Source organism: Bacilliculturomica massiliensis (assembly GCF_900605495.1).
In the GTDB taxonomy this organism is placed as follows: domain Bacteria; phylum Bacillota; class Clostridia; order Peptostreptococcales; family Anaerovoracaceae; genus Bacilliculturomica; species Bacilliculturomica massiliensis.
The window spans coordinates 364,939-383,255 of record NZ_LR027601.1 but is presented as its reverse complement, the minus strand read 5'-3'; the positions used below and the strand labels follow the sequence as shown (position 1 = coordinate 383,255).

The window sequence follows — 18,317 nt, the reverse complement described above, 5'->3', positions numbered from 1 at the left end:
GCAATTCTGCCGTTATTTTCTCTGCCGTTGCTCTTCCGCCGTTCCGCCGCGGCTGCTCCGTTGCTGCTCTGCCGCTGTTCTCCTGCGGCTGACATCGGATAGACCGTACGGCGCTTTTCCCTCCTACTGTGCGCTGCCGCCGGAGTCCGCGTCGATCACCACCTGCTTTTTCCTGCGGCTCACCGACCGTACGTCCAGCCCCACGGCTGTGAGCAGGATGATCCCCTTCAGGAATGTCTGCCAGTATTCGTTGACGCCCATCATGGTGAAGCCGTTGGAGAGCAGGCCGATGATCAAAAATCCCACGATCACGCCGGAGAGCCGGCCTGCGCCGCCGGTGACTGACACGCCGCCCAGCACCACAGCGGTGATCGCGTCCATTTCATAGTTGATTCCTGCCCGGGGCTGCCCCGAAAACAGGCGCGACAACAGGATGACGCCGGCCAGCCCCGCACAGAATCCACTGATGACATAAGTTGCGTTTTTCATCACTTTGACCTTAATGCCGGAAAGCCGCGTCACTTCCTCATTCCCGCCGATGGCGTAGGTATATCTGCCGTATTTGGTCATATTGATGTACACCCAGGCCAGGATCAGCACGCAGAGCATAATGACCACAGGAACGGGAATAACGCCCAGTATGTAGCCCTGTCCCAGCACCCGGAACTCTTCGGGGAATCCGAAGATGGGCAGGCAGTTGGTCCAGATGTAGACGGCTCCCCTCACAGCGGTCTGCGTGCCCAGTGTGGCGATCAGCGACGGGATCCCCACGTTGGCTACCAGCAGGCCGTTGATAAATCCCACCAGCATGGCAGCAAGTATGGCCGCGATACAGGCGGGCAGAATCCCCCAGCCATTTACCATGAGACTGGCGCAGACCACTACGGAAAGGCCCACCTCCGCGCCGACGGAAAGATCGATCCCGCCCGTTATCATGACGAATGTCATGCCCACACAGACAATGCCCGTGGTGGAAACCTGTCTCAAAACATTAAATAAATTGCTTGCAGACAAAAAATTGTCTGTATTGATCGTGAAAAAGATGAATTCGAGGATCAGCACCAGCACAATGGCATTCTGTTTGATAAATTCCATCGTCCGTTCTGATGTCACGTTGTTCTTCATTGGCCCTCACTCCTTTTTCCCGGACGCCAGTGTCATGATCAGTTCCTGCGTGATCTCACCCTCCGCCTCGTCTAAAATGCCCATCTGCTGTCCCTCGTACATGACCAGAATCCGGTCGCTCATGCCGATGAGCTCGGGCAGTTCTGATGAGATCATGACGATGCTTTTACCCGACTTTACGATAGAACTCATGATCTCGTAGATCTCGTGCTTCGCTCCCACGTCGATTCCTCTCGTCGGCTCGTCAAACAGCATAATGTCGCTGTTGGTGGCGAACCACTTGGTCACGATCACCTTCTGCTGATTTCCGCCCGACAGATTTTTGATCTTCTGCCTTGGAGACGACACCCGTATCCGCAGCTTTCCGATATTCTGATCCACCAGTTCTCTTTCTGCCTTTTTGCGTATAAACGGTCCTTTGGATAGACTGTCCAGGCATGATATGGTCATGTTTTCCGCCACTGTCATGTCAAGCAGCGCCCCCTGTGTTTTTCTGTCTTCCGGGATCAGCGCGATGCGCCGGCGGATCCCGTCTTTCGGCGTTCTCATTTTCACCGGTTCGCCGTGCACCCGTATCTCTCCCTCGTAACGGTCGGCTCCGAAGATGCTGCGTGCGATCTCTGTGCGGCCCGCGCCCACCAGACCGGCGATGCCCAGGATCTCGCCGCGGTGAAGCTCAAAGTTCACATCCCTTACCCGCCCGTTGCGCAGATGGGAGACGGAGAGCACCACCTCATTCTGTGCCGCCCTGGGCGCGGGATACTCCTCCGAAACCTCGTGACCCACCATAAAATGGATCAGTTCCTTCATGGACACATCGCACATATCCCGGGTGGTGACGAATTCGCCGTCCCGCAGGATCGTCACCCGATCTGCGATCTCCTCGATCTCTTCCAGGCGGTGAGATATGTAGATCACAGATTTCCCCTGCTGCTTCAGCTCGCCTATGATCCTGAAAAGCACCTTCAGTTCGCTGTTTGTCAGCGTGGCCGACGGTTCATCCATCACCACCAGCTGGGAGTTGTTCAGCATGGCTTTTAAAATTTCTACCATCTGCTGATAAGCTACGCTGAGCCTGCCCACCTGCGCGCCGATATCGATGTCGATCTCAAAGGTTTTCATGATCTCCACCGCCCTGCGGCTCATGGCGGCTCTGTCCAGAAATACGCCGCGGTTCAATTCTTTTCCCAGCGAAAGGTTTTCCTCCACGGTCATCTCCGGGATCAGATTCAGTTCCTGATAGATGACGCTGATCCCCATGGCGATAGCAGCCTGAGGACTGTATTTCCCGCGGGATATTCCGTCGAACCGGATCTCTCCCGCGTCCCGTTCCAGAGAGCCTGACAGTATCTTGATGAGAGTGGATTTTCCCGCTCCGTTTTCGCCCAGCAGCGCGTGAACTTCCCCTTTCCTCACTGTCAGGTCCACATTGTTCAATGCTTTTACACCCGAAAAGTATTTGCAGATACCCTTCATCTCCAGCATCTTCGCGCTGTCCAAAGGATCACCTCCTGTTCTGCGCCGGACGGCGGCGCCGTCCCTTTCCCCGGCATGAGAAGAATCGCTTCCCGTTACTGGCGGCTGATGACGTTTCCGCTCTCGTCTACATAATCTCCGATGTTCTTCGTGGTGATCGTCTTGCTGGAATCCACCAGGATGAAAGGATCTACCTTCTCACCCTCCCAGAGCTTGATCATCAGCTCAACGCAGTTGTAGCCCTGTCCGTAGGGGTCGATATCCACAGTACCCTTGTAACAGCCTCCCTCGGCGATCCGCTTCAGCGCTTCCGCCACGCCGTCCGCGCCGAATACTCCGTACTGCCAGCGGTTTTTCTCCGCCACTACCGCATTGAGCGCTTCGTTGGCGCCCAGTCCCCCGTTATCGTCGTCGATACCGCAGATCACGCGCATCTGGGGATATTCCTGCATCCAATTCTCCGTGATCTTGATGGCCTCCTCCATGCTGTAGGAGTTCTGGGTGTCCAGAATGGAAGCTTTGTCCGTGTTCTCCGTCAGTCCGTCGATGATCCCCTCTGTGCGGTCCACCAGCTGCTGAGAATAGCTTTCGCCGATGACGCCGCAGTAAACTTTTTCCTCATCCGGATAGGTCTCGTTGATCCATTCTGCCGCCATTTTACCCACTGTGTAGCCGTAGTCATACTCGATCCAGTTCTGCCAGACCGCGGCGCTCTTGATCTCCACGCCCTCTGCCACGGTGGGTATTCCCTGATCCGCAGCCTGTTTCACCAGCGTGTCCGCAGCCTCGCCGTCGATGGCGCACACGATCATGCCGTCCACGCCCATCGACATGAAATTTTCCAGCTGCGTGTTCTGCCGGCCGCTGTCGTTTTCCTGATCCTGCAGATTGAGCTTGATGCCGTAATCCGCGGCCGCCGCTTCCATTCCCTCATACATGGAGATGAAATACTGCTGCCGCATGTCCCACAGGGATACGCCGATGGTTTTTCCGGCGTAAGGTTTTTCGCCGTCCTGACCGCCGTTCCCCGAACCGGAGGGAGCGGGTCCGGAACAGCCGGCGGACGTCAATACCAAAATAAGAGTCAGTAACATTGCCGCTGCGGACCTGATTCGCCTGTTCATACGTTTACCTCCTTCTCTCTGCGCGCCCTGCTCTTTAGCGGGCGCACCATTTCAGTGGAAGATACCTTCGAAGACAACAAAGTTCTGGGAAAAATTTACCCCTGAAAACCGTGAGTGCTCTTGTCAACGGAAGGTACGTTCGTTAAGAATATTAAATCAAATCCCTGGCTTCTTGTATATACGAAAGACTTTATATTTTGTTTGACGATTTATCATTCAAAATATATTTCGTTTCCATTTCGATTCCCGTATCTATTTTCGATTTATTTACGTTCTCTGAAAATTATAATTATTTAGGTAAATTATCTTGCACTGAAAAATCGAGTGGATTATACTTAAATCATGTATAATGTCTTGATCGTTGACGATGAGCCCATGATCCGGCAGGGCATGCCGCATATTCTGAATTGGGAGGAGTATGGCTTTACGATCGCAGCAGCCGCTGAAAACGGGCAGGACGCCGTTGCGGCGTGCGGCAGGGCCGAAATGCACCTGGTGCTCACCGACATCCGAATGCCGCAGTTGGACGGGCTTTCGGCCATAGACCAGATCCGCGCCCTGCACCCACAGGCGCTTTTTGTGGTGCTGTCCGGCTACAGTGAATTTGATTACGCCCGCCGGGCTCTGAATCTGGGAGTCCACAAGTATCTGCTCAAACCCGTCAATGTGACTGAGCTGGCCGCTACGCTGGAAAGCGCGAAGGCGTGTCTGGACGCCAGACTGCCCCACCCATCCGCCTGTGAAAGCCTGTTGGACCGCTACGCGTCCCGCACCGGCAAAAAGGTCATGCGCGAGATCCTTTCTTATATCAGCGAAAACATTGGCGGCGCTATCTCGCTGGAACAGCTGGGCGAAAAATTCAGACTCAGTCCCGTGTATATCTCACAGCTGTTTAAAAAAGAGCTTGCCATCAATTTCGTAGACCTGGTCACTGAGTTTCGGATCGAAAAGTCTAAGGAATTGCTGCTCTCCGACGTGACGCTGAAAACCTATGAGGTGGCCGATCTGGCAGGCTATGACGACGTGCGTTATTTCAGCCAGATCTTCAAGCGGCACACAGGCATGACGCCCAGCGAATACAGAAATCAGGGATCCCAATGAAAAAACCGGCGAATTCGACGACGCAAATGCAGACAGCTCAGCAGATAAAGAAACGCGGCATCCGGCGCTTTGCCGCAGCAACGGCCCGCGCCCTCCGCCTGAACAATCTCTCCGTCAGAATGATACTCTTTCATTCATTTATTTTTCTGCTGTTTTTTATCCTCATCGTAGCCGTGATGTATCTGCCCTTCCGCCATGCGATCGTCGCCCAGGAACGGGCAGATCAGCAGCGGGTCCTGGAACAGATCTCAGCTTCTCTGGAGGCCAATTTCAGCAACGCCCTGAACTTCACCTCGGTCCTCTATTACAACACGCCCTATGTGGAGGGCATGATCCGGGACTATGAAAACGGCGTCAACACGCTGGAAAACTATTTTCTCAGCATTTCCAGCGTCAGCGACTGTATCTTCGCCATCCGGCTGTGCACGCCGGAAAAATCCTATTACGTCTATCAGTCCACCCGGCGCTACACCGTCGTCCGGGACAATTCCAACAGTTATACCTACTGGGCCGAAGCTCTGGGCGGATCCAGCGGCAGTCCCCGCATCGTTAACGTCTCCTCCGGCAACATCAAAAGTTCCGGCAACAGCTACGCTACCATAGGCCGCATGCTGTACGACCATCATGGTGAAAGTTTGGGCGTTCTGCTTTTGGATGTGGACATCCAGGGACCCTTCAGTCCATATTTCGGCTCTTCCCTGAACAATCCCTACGTGGACCGGCCCGACACGGACGCTTACGGCTCCTTTCTCCTGACCGATGAGACCGGACACATTCTGCTGCAGACCGACAGCATGCACAGCGACTTTACCGGAGGTCTGACGGCGGCTGCGGACACAGGCGAGTTCTCCTTTGAAAAAGAACACTACATCGTCCTCTCTCAGACCATCGCCCGGACGGGCTGGAAGATCTACTACTATCTGCCCCAGACCAGACTGCTGAAAAATCTGTCGCAGCTGACTTCCAACATGCTGCTGGCCACCTCCGCGGCGCTGGCCGTATGTCTCACGGTGATGGTTCTGTTCGCCCGCAGGCTTTCCGCCCGCATCCACGCTCTGGCGGAAAATATCAGCCTGTTTAAGGAGGGGCACTTTGATATTGTGGCGCCGGATAAAGAAAACGATGAGATAAGCAGTCTCGTGCGCGGGTTCAACGAGATGACGCAAAAAATAAACAGCCTGATCCGGGAGGTATACGTCCTCCAGATCAGGCAGAAAGAAGCGGCCTTCAACGCACTGCGGGCGCAGATCGACCCTCACTTTATCAACAATACGCTGCAAAATATCCAGATGCTGGCCGTGCTCGGCGGTCAGCAGGAGATCTCCTCGGCCATCGCGGATCTGGGCCTGCTCCTGCGCAGGAATATGGATGTAAAAAGCGATTTCATCTCTATCGACGAGGAACTGGAGTTCATCCGCGCTTACGCCTCGCTGATGCAGCTGCGTTTCTCCTCCGGCTTTGACTTCAAGATCCAGAGGGATGAAGCTGTGGCCGGCCGGCCGATCCTGCGCTTTCTCCTGCAGCCTGTGGTGGAAAATGCCATCAAACACGGGATCGCGAAACGGATAACGCCTGAGGTCCGGGGCTCTGTGACGGTCCGCGTCAGCGTCGAGGGAAGACGGATCGTGCTCTCTGTTTCGGATAATGGTCCCGGCATGAGCGAGGGATCTCAACGGCGTCTCATAGAACTCTTTGAGGGCGGCGACAGCGCGGACACCGGAGACAGCCACATCGGTCTGCAAAATGTGAACGCCCGCATCCGGCTGGCCTACGGGAAAAAATTCGGCGTGACCTTGCGCAGTTCTCCCTATGGGACCGAAGTCATGCTGACGGTCCCCATGCTGTCCTGGGACGCTGCCCGCGCCCTTTATCCTTCCGGGACGGAGTCGAAAGATCACCGGGTTATTTATGACGAATAGCAGAAGAGCCTTGTCCTTTCAGAAATGCCGCTCTCCGGCGCTCCGCCGGGAATCGGCGATCCTGCCGGAGGCACAAGGACCCGCGGAAGCACAAGGACCCGCGGAAGCACACGGTCCAGCCGGAAGCACAAGGTCCAACCGGAAGCACAAGGACCTGCAGTATTTCTCGTGCCTCCTGAAGAAAAAAGAAGGTTAAAAAACACCTTCAAACGTGATATGATGAAGGAAAAGGGCTCATGCCGCCGACAGCGGCCGTACCGAAAACAAAACGCGCGGCCGCGCGCACTCATCTGCTTGATCAGCGAATACAGCCCGTGCGGACGAAAACATACCGGCAGACAAACGCCGGTGAATCACAAGGAGGTTTGCCATGATCCTGGGACACGAAAAAGTTCCTTTTCTCCATCTCCCCACTCCGCTGGAGTACCTTCCGACCATGTCGGAAAAACTGGGGATCAACCTTTACATAAAGCGCGATGATCTGACCGGACTCGGTATGGGCGGAAACAAACTGCGCAAACTGGAATATCTGCTTTATGACGCGCAGCAGAAAGGCTGCACTATGCTGCTTACCATGGGCGGCGCTCAGACAAATCACGGCCGGCTGACGGCGGCCGTGGCAGCGAAATACGGGCTCCGCTGCGCCATCATATGCGTGGACGAATATCCAGGCGAGGTCTCGGCTAATATCCTGCTGGACCGCATGATGGGCGCCGACGTCATTCTGAGAAAGGATGACGGCAGCGCTTCCGAGAGCGAGCAGTACCGCCGCCTTTCGGCGCTGGTCAGGCAAAAATATGAAGCCGAAGGAGAAAAAATCTATGAGATCCCCATCGGCGGCTCCAACGAGCTGGGGATCCTGGGATATTACGAATGCGCCATGGAACTGACGGAGCAGGTCAGGGCCCTGGAAGCCGCCGGTACGCTGAGGGCCAGAGACGGAAAAGCGGAAAACGTGCGCGTTATCACCACCGCCGGCAGTCTGGGCACTTACATGGGACTGTTCTGCGGCCTGAAAAACGAAGGTTCACCGTTGCAGCTCACCGGCGTGGCCATCTCGCCTTCCGCGGCGGAAGGCGGTCCCCGGTGTCTGCGCTACTTTGACCGGGTAAAGGCTTTCTATGGTACGGGCGCCCACGGTCTGAACGCTCCAGCTCTGGCAAATGTAACGGAAAACGACTTCCATATCGAGACGGATTACACCTGGGGCGCTTACAACAATCCGGTCCCCGAGGTGCGTCAGGCTATGTACGATATGGCCGGAAGCGAGGCGATCATACTCGATCCCTGCTATACGGGAAAGACCTTCTGCGCCATCCGCACCATGATCTCTGAGGGAAAGATCCAGTCCGGCGATACCATCGTATTCCTGCACACCGGCGGCAGCCCCGGCATCAATACGCCCTTCCACCGCAGGGAGATGGAACGCGAGCTGGAAGGCGGCGTCACCGTACTTTAACACAACCCCGTCACTTATAAGCGGCAGCGCGGCCTTCCGAACGCGGAAGCGGGCGCGGTGAAAGAAGGTGTCCCATTTGAAGTATCAGCATCTGGCAGTGCCCATACGCGAGGCTTACGAACTATACCGCTGCGGAACACTTTTCATTCCTTCCTACCAGCGGGATTTTGTCTGGGGAAAAAAGCAGCAGCGAAACTTTATTGAGAGTATTCTTGAGGGCCAGCCCTGCGGCGCAGTCCTTCTGGCCAGAAAGTCGTCCGGAGGCGAGGAAAGTCTGGAACTCGTAGACGGCCAGCAGCGGCTGAGAACGATCTTCCAATTTATCGACGGCGGTTTTCGATTTTCCGACGACGGCGCGGACCTGACCGAAAAGCGCAGGAAGGGGAACTCACTGGATTCGGAAAAACAAAATGAAACTTCCCTCAGCCTAGAGGATCGCGCCCGCTTTCTGGAGTACCCCCTTGCCATCACCTTTCTCAGTGAATACGATCAGGATCAGATCGCATCGATCATCGAGAATATCAATATGAAAGCCAGCCCGCTGAGCAGTCAGGAGCTGCGCCGGGCAAAAGCCCGCGTGAAAAAGGACGCCGGCAGCTTCTCCGGAATCGTAGAACACGTTTCCGCAGAGATCCGCCGCATGCCCTTGGGAATGCCTGCAGATCGCGCGGCCTTCAGTGATCCGGCAGATCGCGTGGCCAAAGGCCGCGCGGATTCCCCTGCCCGACTGGATGCTGCCGCTGGGCCGGATGCTAACGCCGCCGAGTCCCATGCTCCCGGCAGGCCGGCTTCTCCCTCCTGGCCCCATGCTGCCGCTGGCGCCGATGCTGCCGTCGAACCGAATGCTGTCGCCCGGCCGGAGGCCACATTCTGGCCGGATGCTGCCGTCGGAGCGGAAAGACTGCCGGACCGCCGCCCAGATACAGGTTCACTTTGGACGCATCTGGGTATCTTTAGGGAAGAGGATATGCTGCGGGGCGCGGATCAGGAGCTGGTGGCCCGAATCCTTTATTCCGTTTTAGCGGAAAAGCCAGCAGCGCGCAGCACGGAGCTGCTGGATAATCTCTATGACGGAGGAAGTCTTCTTCGCAGGGACACGGAAAAAAGCCTTCGCCGATATGGCCCGGAAAAGCTTCAGCGTGATATTCTGAGCATTTTTTCCCTGTTCACCGCTTCTATTGCTCCTTCCACTTCTGCCGGCCCGGATCAGAATGAAACGTCGAATCTCGTCTTTTCACAGCCGGTTTCCGGCTCACCTGATCTGGCGTCTGAAGCGTTTTATCTGCTCTTTCTCGCCGTCTTTAACTCTGTAGTAAAGCGGGGGCTGCGGTGCGGCGGCTCCGCCTGTTTTGCCGACGGCCTGAGAAAAATGCGGCTGGTCATGTCGGCCCTCCCGGAATCAGATGAAGCCTGCCGTGAATTGGAAGATTACGCTTCTTTTCTGATCCAGCCCTGCTTCGCCGGCAGCGGAATCACGATACGAAACAGTAAACAGCTGGAAGCCGAATTTGAGGCTTCTCTCTCCCGCTCCCTCATCGAGACCTCTCTCTGCGAATTCAAACAGGGATTTCTGCGCTTGTCACCTGACAGGCAATACGACAGGGATCTGGAGACTCGTATTCTGCAGACACTCTGCGGTATGGCGAATATCGGGGCTTCCAAAAACGGCACGCTGTATATCGGCATCGCTGACAAAAAGTCCGACGCGAATAAAATCGCCCGGCTGGACAGTGTGGAACCCATCTGCTATATGGAACATTATGTGGTGGGAATTCAGCGCGAAGCGGCTCTGCTTGGCATCTCTGTGGAAAATTACTGCCGCAATGTGGAAGAATTCATCGATCATTCCCCTCTGTCCAGACACCTGGCCGTATCCGTGTTGTCCCAGATGGACGTGGTGGATTACCGGGGATTTACCGTGATCCGTCTGATCGTGCCGCCGCAGGACGAAATATCCTATTACGGAGATTACGTCTACCTGCGCAAGCACAGTATGACCACCCGGCTGAGCAACGCCAGAGAGATCGTGTCCGTTTCCCGGAAATTCCGGTGAATGGATCCCCTGTTATTCATGCCCGCTGCGGGGGTCTGTCTGACAGCGAACAAAAGAAACAAGACGGCTGTGTGCGCGATATTTACATCATGTGGGTCCTGTGATGATGCCATGGCCGGCGGGCTGGTTGTGGCCGGCGGGCTGGCGGCGGCCGACGATGTGTATAAGAGACAGGCCGACGGGCTGGTTGTGGCCGACGGGCTGGTTGTGGCCGGCGGGCTGATCGTGTTCTATATAGTCGGCAGGCCCTGCGGGTAATGAGCGAAATGTAGATTTTTTTCTGGATCTCGCAGAAAAACAGCTTCCAAATAGGCGAAAATCTATTTTTTATTGAGATTTCACCTATTTTACAGTAAATATTGAGAGATTATCGCTGTTTTCCACGTGTTTTTCGGTGATATTCATTTTTTTTTGCTTTTTTCACCTACTTCAGAACTCAATGATCCCACGGTCAACGGCTTTACTTACCGGGTATCCCCAAGTCCAGCCATTCCAAGCCCGACTATTCCGGGACCCGAACTGTCAAGCGTCCAGCCCAAACTGCCAATCTTCCAGAGCAGCAGGCGGCCCAGTGCAGCAAACGCCCCAGACCGGCAAGCGCCTCAGAACAGCAGGCGGCCCAGACTGTAAAGTGTCCCAGAGCGGCAGGCGGCCCAAAGCAGCAAGCGCCCAGACTGCCAAGCAGTCCAAAAAGAAGGGAAGGCTAGCGTGACGCAGGAAGTGCAGTAAAGTGATCAGAACCCGCGGTCCTGCTTGGGCTGTAGCTCACGATCAGGATACAGTCTAAAAAAGTTATGACCAAAAAGCAGAAATCCTGCCGCAGAACTTTATAAATTCTGTGGCAGGACCATGGATTTATTCTAAAGATACCTGTGCTGTTCCGTTTTCTTCCGTACTATTTTTCAAACAGCGGAGTGCTGAAATACCTCTCTCCCGTGTCCGGCAGCACCGTGACTACCGTCTTTCCTTTTCCCAGCTTCTTAGCCAGTTTTCTGGCGGCGGCAAGATTGGAGCCGCTGGAAATACCACAGAGAATGCCTTCTTTCCTCGCCATTTCCTTCGCCGTCTCCAGCGCTTCCTCATCGGTGACCACACAGATGTCGCTGTAAATTTCCATGTTGAGATTTTCCGGGATCAGTCCGTCGCCGATGCCCATCTGCAGATGCGTCCCGATGCTGCCTCCTGAAAGGATCGCCGCGTGCTCCGGCTCCACGGCCCAGATCTCGATGTCCGGATTAGCCTTTTTTAACACCTCTCCAATACCGGAGATCGTGCCGCCGGTACCCACCCCCGAGCAGAAGCCGTGGATGGGTCGCCCCGCCTGTTCAAGAATTTCCACTCCCGTGCAGGTCTTATGTACCGCCGGATTGTCGGGATTAGTAAACTGCTGAGGGATAAATACCCGTGGGTCCTCTTCCGCCATCTTAAGCGCGGTCTTCAAGCAGTCGTCGATACATTTCCCGATATCTCCGTCGTCATGGACAAGAATAACCTCCGCGCCATACTGTTCGATCAGCTTTCGGCGCTCTGCGCTGACGGAATCCGGCATGACGATCTTCACCGTATATCCCCTCACCGCCCCCACCAGCGCCAGACCGATCCCCTGGTTTCCGCTTGTCGGCTCCACGATGACGGTATCCGGGCCGATCAGTCCTTTTCTTTCCGCGCCCTGAATCATATTGTACGCCGTCCGGGTCTTGATGGACCCGCCCACGTTCAGTCCCTCGTATTTTACAAGGATCTCCGCACTGTCGGGATCCGCGGTCTTGCTGAGCCTGACCAGAGGCGTCTGTCCGATCGCCTCCAGAATATCATTGTATATCATGGCTTTCATCATCCTTCCTGAAAAAATATATCAGCGCTCCCGAAACTCCGGCGGCATCCATGCCGAAGATCGGCCTCCGGTGGTTTCTGAAGCGCTGCTCTGGCAAAACACCTATCATTGATTCCCGCGTTTCCGAGACGCAAACAGCGGTTCCGCCTTTTTATCATATTCCGCAGATGCGGAAGCTGTGCCCTTCGGCTACAGCTCCATTACCATATCGTACCACTGCGCCCCGCCGTGAACGGAAGCGGACACTCCCCGGTTCACGTATCCAAAACGTTCATAATAAGAGATCAATTCCTCCTTGCAGGTGAGGACCATCCTCTTGCGGCCGGCCTCCCTGGCCTTTTCGATGAAATGATCCATCAGGCGTTCTGCCACACCGTGGCGCTGAAAATCCGGGTCTACCGCCAGGCCGAATACCATCTGGTTTTCACCCTGAGGATCGTGGCCGCCGTCCCCCTCGAAAAGATCATCGCAGATCAGCGGGCGATCCGTAACGCAGCCGTTGACCAGTCCGATGATCTTTCCGTCCAGCTCCGCCACGAAAAAGCTCTCCGCAAAGGTCTTTATTCTGCTGGAGAAAGCTTCCCGCGAAGCGGCTTCCGCTGGCGGAAAACATCGATTTTCTACCTGAAACGCCTGATCCAGGTCCGAGGGCGCCGCCTGCCTGATCATCACGGAATCCGGATGAGACAGTATCATATAGGAACTCTGCACCGTGGCCACAGTCTTCCCTGTTTTTTTCGAACGCGCCTCGCCTGAAAAACGCATCATCTGTCTGCCGTTTTTCTGGATCTTGATAGTCATCAGCACTGTGTCGTCCCCGGCCACCCGCCGTAGATAACTGATGGACATATCTGTAGTCGCCACCTGAAACGCGCCCGACGTACATCGGGCGGCGATTCCCAGCGACAGATCGAACATGGCTGCGATGGACCCTCCATGGAGCTCGCTGCGCGGATTCCATTCCCATTCATATACCGTAAACGCGATCGTCACGGTCTGTTCCTCATAGCTGCACGCTATAAACTGCGGCGCGAGCATGTGATTCAATCTCTTTTCCTGTCCCTTTGACGCCGAGATGAGCGACGTTCGAAATCGTCTTTCCCATTCCATCTGTTTATCTGACATATTATTCTCCTCGTCTTTTTCCTGGCTGCTTCGCCCCCCAGCCCGAACATACTATTCAAACCACTCGGGCCGGCCTGATCCCGCCGCTTCCCACTGCAGATACGCTGATCATATACTGGTTTTTAATGTCTCATTCTGTCAAGACTGGCCGCAGGCCATCGCGTTAGGATGCGCCCATGCGCCCGCTGCCCGCAGAATCCATGCAGCCGCTGCTTTGCGGCTATTATATCACGTGTAAAATTCTCCTTCAAGCATTTGTCTTTCTCCGGCAGCTGCAAACGCATCTAAGTCAATGAACGGTAAAAAGGATGCCGGACCCTATGGGGCCGAAATGATTTCAGGCTCATGTTCTGTATCGGAAACATAAGGTTGAAATGGATGACGAAATCGTTCGGGATCAGCCAGGAAAAAACATGCTGGATGGTGTCATGGGGAGGAATTCCGTTTGGGAGTTTTAAATACTGGCGGAGCCAGTCTGCAATCGTTGCGACGACAGCGATAAAGAGGATATTGACTAACTTATGCCTGATCTTCCATTCCTGTCTCTGATAACGAAAAAACGGCCCCGAGCCTTTTCCGGCTCGGAGACCGCCTGAAGTGTGATCCCGCGGCGACCGCCGCGGTAAAAGCGGTATTTCCGGCGGTTTCCGGGAATACCACGGTATGACGTGTAGGTCGCCATACCGATTTATGTATAGGCTGATGTGGACAGCTCTATACGCTTCTGTCTGGCCTGTACTGTTGGGGTTACTGCCTCGCACCCTGCCCGCCGGCTTTCCGGCGGGTCTTGGCGCAAAGCTATATCAATGGAAAAAGCAGCGTTGTGAACGGAAGTTCCCGTTCTAAAACGACCTCCAAGCCTTCCCCAGCTCGGAGGCCGCCTGAAGTAATCCCGCGGCGGCTGCCGCGGGAAAAACGGTGATCCCGGCGGTCACCGGGATCACCCGGTATGACGGTGGGGCGCCATACCAGATTTATGTATAGGCCGGTGTGGACAGCCGTATACGCTTCTGTTTGGTATGCACTACTTCGTATGTACTATGGAATTTGTGCTTCGCGCCCCGGCCCGCCGGCTTTCCGGCGGACTGGGGCACAAAGCTATATCAATGGGAAACGCAAGCAATGGTTCCTTACTGCAGCGCGTTCAACAGGCCGCTGACCATGGAGGCCGCTTCCGCTCTCGTGGCGTTGGCCGTCGGCTTGAAGCTGTAGCTTCCGTCCGCCGCCTTCACTCCGCTGATGATTCCGCCGGTCTGCATGGTTTTCACCGCTTCCTCCGCGTATTCCGCGATGGAAGCGCTGTCCGTGAAGGTCACGGCTTCGTTCTTCACTTCGAGTTCTTTCTTTGCCACGCTGCTGATGTACTTCGTCAGCATCACCGCCATGTCCTGTCTCGTGATATTGGCCTCCGGGCTGAAGTTTCCGTTTCCGGTTCCCGAAGCCACTCCCGCTTCATTGGCCCAGGCTGCGGCTCCCGCATACCAGGCGTCTGCCGCCACGTCGCCGAAGACCTGCTTCGCCTCTCCCGTCAGATCGGCTCCCGCCGCCTTGGCCAGGATGGTGGCAAACTCTGCTCTGGTCACGTTGTCCTGAGGCGCGAAGGTGGTCTTCGTCTTGCCCGACAGGATATTCTTGTTGTACAGATCGTACACTGCAGTCCGGAACCAGTCGTCCGCCTTCACATCAGCGAACACGTTCATGGCCTGGGTCTCGTCGTAGCCTACCGCGTACAGGGACAGGTGATCTGTCTCTCCCACGACGGCTTTCGTCTTCTCGTCGTAGTACGAACCGCTGACCCGCTCCGCCTTCTCGCCGTTGAGATAGTACAGGCCCAGTCCGGCGGTCTTTTCTCCTTCTGCCGGCGTGTAGACGATGCTGATCTGAATCGTTCCCTTTCCGAAGTCGGTCACTGTCTTGCCGCCGTATTTGGCCGTGATCTCAAAGACCGGACGGCCGCCTATGAGCGCCGCGCTGTCTTCTTTCAACGCCTTGGCCGCGTCGGCTCCTGCCTTCACTGCCTTGATCTCCAGGCTGGAGGTGGTTCCCACTGCCGTAATGGCTCTCTGATCCAGCTGGATGGCGATCTCCTTGTTTTCCAGCTTCAGCGATTTGGCCTTGGCCAGATCCGCACTGCCGATGGTGGCGGTTCCGCTGGAGGAAAGGTCTTTTTCGATATCCGTCTTGGTATCCGTCGTCGTGGAGCCGCCGCCTCCTCCGCCGCCGCTGCCGCCATGGCTTCCGCCGTTGCCGCTGGAGGTGACGTAAGGTGTGATGGTTCCCTTCAGATCCTCGTAATTGGCTGCATCTGCCGGCACGTAGGTCCAGCCGTAAGCCGTGTTGGCAGTTACGGCCTGATCAGCGCCCAGATCCCAGCTGATAGCGCCGTTCGACGGCGTGATGGTCCCCACGGTCAGAGCCGCATCCGCCAGAGTCTTTCCGGCAGCATTGATGGCCGTGTAGCCCGGCTTTCCCGTGGGCACAGCCTTCTTGATGGTCACTGTGATGGTCGTCTCTACGGTTTCATATGCGCTGTCGTCCGCCGGCGTAAACACAACGGTCTTCGCTCCGCTGTCCGCTGCGGCGGTCATGGACTGACCCTCCTTGAAGCTCCAGCTTCCATCCACAGATGCCGTACCCTTGATCTGGGCGTCGCTTACCGCTTCTCCGCTGTACGTCACGGTGATGTCCTCCGCCGTCACGGTGGGGATGTCTTTGTCTGTAGTATTCACTGTGATCACGACGGTAAAGTCGTCATAGTTCGCCGTCTTTACCGTGGCTGTCAGCGTGGCGGTGGCTCCGCCTGCCGCCAGCTCGGATTCCAGTGTGAATTTGGCGGTCTTTGCCGCCGCGTCTCCGCTGCTTGCGGCGATGATGTTACTTCCATCTGTCGTCTCCGCCACGGCGATCTCGCTGATCTCGCCGCAGTCCCCGGGGATGAATTTGCTCAGATCCACGGTCTGTTCCGCCGTATCGCTGTATTTCACTACGACAGAAGCCGTGCCGTCTGCATGGGTTCCCTTGTCAATGGAATAGGTCTGGGTAACGGTGGCGGGCAGCTTGTAGTTCGCCGCCTTGGCTCCGGTCAGGCTCGTTGCTTCCGCGGTGTAAGGTCCTCCTACGGCGGTCTCGGCGCCTCCGCTCACGGTAACCTTCACCGTGTCGCTGTTGACGGTCCCCGTGGCTTCCGCCGCGACGGTCTTTCCGTCGCCGAAGGTCCGTCCCGTATGGTTCTGCCAGCTCAGGCCCACTTCCTTCTGCTCCACGGTCAGCGCGCCGGACTTAAAGCTGATGGCGTAGTTATCTGAAGTCAAGCCCTTGGGCGTAATATCGTAGCTTCCCACATTCCCGTACTGGGTGTAGGTATAGTCATAATCCAGCGTTCCGCTCAGACTTCCTGCGTTATCGCCGTTGACAAAGCCCTCGTACTCCACGCCGTCATTGGCCGGCGCGTCGCCGTAGGCGATGGTCTTCGCCTTTGCCGTGACGGTCAGGTCCTTTTGGCTGATGGTAAATTTCAGCCCGTTGCTGCTGGAAGCGCCGAAGTTCTCGTCCGCCGCCAGGAAGGCCTTGATCCAATAGGTTCCTGCGTCAGTGGGCGCCGTTTCCGTCTCGCCCTGTGTGCAGGCCTCGTCAATGTAGTATTTGTAGGTCACCGCTCCGGTGCTGCCCTCGGTCTTCGTTACCGTGACCTTCTGGGTGTCTATCGCCGTGCCGTAAGCGGTATCCAGACTGCCGCTGATGGAGATGGTGGTAGCCTTGCCCACGATATTGAAGTTGGCGGTCACGTCGGTAAAGGTATAGTTCCCACCCGATTTGGCTTTGACCGTAACGGTTCCGGTCCCCTTATTGATGTTCGTGCCGTACTCCAGTGTATAATCATTGGCAGTCAGCTTCCCATCGTCTCCGGTGACGGTGACGGCCGGGGTCAGCTGGCTTCCCGTGTACTCCTGATCGGAGATGGCAGCCACGGTCACGTTGCCGATATTCTTCGGGCTCACTGTAACCGACACGTCGATGTTGGAAACCGTGGCATAATTTGCATCGTCAGTGGGCGTAAAGGTGGCCTTAAATGTGTTGCTTCCCACGTTGCCCACGTTCTGGGCGCCGTCCGCCCAGCTCCAGGTTCCATCGGTGTTCCCTGCGGGGTTAGTCAGGGTGATCTCGCTCAGAGTCTGGCCGTAGGTGGCCGTCAGCCCTGTGGGAGCTGTACAGGTGGGCTGATCCTTGCCCGCCGTCTTTGGAAAAGCCGCCGTAAAGGAAAGCGACGCGCCATTGGACGCCACCTTTATATCTTTCACAGCCTCTGCGCCCTCCACGGTCACTGTGGCGTCTGAGGTAAAGCGGTATCCATCCCCCGCAGTCAGCGTGACGCTGGCGGTATAGGCGGTGTCGCCCGCAAAGCTTGCAGGGTTGCCGCTCCAGGAGATCGTACCCTCGTAGCCCGATCCACTGACGCTAGTCTGGGGCTCCGCTCCCTTTACCGGCGCAGTGATATTCACCGCCTGCTCTCCGGCGATCTCGGAATAGATCATAACCGGCGTGGTTTCAACGGCATAAGTAAAGACATCGTCCGCATTGCCGGTGTGACCGCCAAACTTAGTGATCTCGTTGGGGTCAACACCTAAAACGATCGATCCCGGCGTAGCCGAGTTGATCTTTGCCTTGATTTTGAAAAGTTCTGCGTCGTAATGAAGGTTTCGTGTCTCGGTTCCTCCTACTCCTAAAAAGTATTTGGAAGCAGGGGTATATTCGAAGACCGTCTCAAATATCCCGTTTGGATTTGTTTTTTTATCATATTTCAGATCCGCTTCGCAATAAGAGAATCCTTCCAGATTCGCATCCCATTCCTCCGCCAGGGTCATTCCCGCAGGGGGGGCCAAAAAGTATTGTACCATCGCTACTTTGGTCGACTCGTCTGCGATCTTTACGGCCACCGTGTAGGTGATCTCCGTCTCCACATTTGCTTTTACCTCTGTCACGTCCGGCGTGATCGTCAGGATCACCTGGGGTTCATCGGCATAAACCGGAACGCCAAGAAGTGACAGCAGCATGGCAAATGTCAAAATCCATGAACATAATTTTTTCATATGCTGTTCTCCTA

11 protein-coding genes are annotated in these 18,317 nt (G+C 55.8%); 5 read left to right on the top strand and 6 right to left on the bottom strand.

What is annotated here, in order from left to right; genetic code table 11:
- Positions 1 to 123: 123 nt before the first annotated feature.
- From E0E37_RS06715 to E0E37_RS06705, 3 genes are all read right to left on the bottom strand, one after another.
- Entirely contained in the window at positions 124 to 1,125 is a 1,002-nt protein-coding gene (locus E0E37_RS06715) for an ABC transporter permease (RefSeq protein WP_246019653.1), read from the bottom strand.
- Positions 1,126 to 1,131: 6 nt separating this feature from the next.
- On the bottom strand, positions 1,132 to 2,625 hold the full coding sequence (locus E0E37_RS06710; protein ID WP_246019652.1) for a sugar ABC transporter ATP-binding protein: 1,494 nt from the start codon (positions 2,623 to 2,625) through the stop codon (positions 1,132 to 1,134).
- Between the two features lie 71 nt (positions 2,626 to 2,696).
- On the bottom strand, positions 2,697 to 3,725 hold the full coding sequence (locus E0E37_RS06705) for a sugar ABC transporter substrate-binding protein (protein WP_130862247.1): 1,029 nt from the start codon (positions 3,723 to 3,725) through the stop codon (positions 2,697 to 2,699).
- Positions 3,726 to 4,067: 342 nt separating this feature from the next.
- Between E0E37_RS06705 and E0E37_RS06700 the strand changes: the two genes are divergently transcribed.
- The 5 genes from E0E37_RS06700 to E0E37_RS06680 all read left to right on the top strand — a co-directional run bounded on the left by E0E37_RS06700 (position 4,068) and on the right by E0E37_RS06680 (position 10,515).
- Positions 4,068 to 4,826: a response regulator transcription factor gene (locus tag E0E37_RS06700; protein WP_130862246.1), complete on the top strand. Its 759-nt coding sequence runs from the start codon at positions 4,068 to 4,070 to the stop codon at positions 4,824 to 4,826.
- Positions 4,823 to 6,745: a cache domain-containing sensor histidine kinase gene (locus tag E0E37_RS06695; protein WP_130862245.1), complete on the top strand. Its 1,923-nt coding sequence runs from the start codon at positions 4,823 to 4,825 to the stop codon at positions 6,743 to 6,745. Before E0E37_RS06700 ends, E0E37_RS06695 begins: the two co-directional genes overlap by 4 nt.
- Before the next feature lie 370 nt (positions 6,746 to 7,115).
- On the top strand, positions 7,116 to 8,204 hold the full coding sequence (locus E0E37_RS06690; RefSeq protein WP_130862244.1) for a 1-aminocyclopropane-1-carboxylate deaminase/D-cysteine desulfhydrase: 1,089 nt from the start codon (positions 7,116 to 7,118) through the stop codon (positions 8,202 to 8,204).
- A 76-nt stretch (positions 8,205 to 8,280) separates the two neighbouring features.
- Complete coding sequence (locus E0E37_RS06685; RefSeq protein WP_165445246.1) at positions 8,281 to 10,257, top strand: GmrSD restriction endonuclease domain-containing protein; 1,977 nt, start codon at positions 8,281 to 8,283, stop codon at positions 10,255 to 10,257.
- Positions 10,258 to 10,515 (top strand): hypothetical protein, encoded by a 258-nt coding sequence (locus E0E37_RS06680; RefSeq protein ID WP_130862241.1) that lies wholly within the window; start codon positions 10,258 to 10,260, stop codon positions 10,513 to 10,515. It begins immediately after the preceding gene.
- Positions 10,516 to 11,152: 637 nt separating this feature from the next.
- On the opposite strand, the gene cysK is transcribed toward E0E37_RS06680, so the two are convergent.
- The 3 genes from cysK to E0E37_RS06665 all read right to left on the bottom strand — a co-directional run bounded on the left by cysK (position 11,153) and on the right by E0E37_RS06665 (position 18,303).
- A complete protein-coding gene (gene cysK, locus E0E37_RS06675; RefSeq protein WP_130862239.1) occupies positions 11,153 to 12,082 on the bottom strand; it encodes a cysteine synthase A in 930 nt (309 codons plus the stop codon).
- Positions 12,083 to 12,280: 198 nt separating this feature from the next.
- Positions 12,281 to 13,216 (bottom strand): GNAT family N-acetyltransferase, encoded by a 936-nt coding sequence (locus tag E0E37_RS19070; RefSeq protein ID WP_130862237.1) that lies wholly within the window; start codon positions 13,214 to 13,216, stop codon positions 12,281 to 12,283.
- A 1,130-nt stretch (positions 13,217 to 14,346) separates the two neighbouring features.
- Positions 14,347 to 18,303 carry an S-layer homology domain-containing protein gene (locus E0E37_RS06665; protein WP_130862236.1) on the bottom strand — a complete coding sequence of 1,319 codons (3,957 nt, stop codon included), beginning with the start codon at positions 18,301 to 18,303 and terminating at the stop codon, positions 14,347 to 14,349.
- Positions 18,304 to 18,317: the final 14 nt, after the last annotated feature.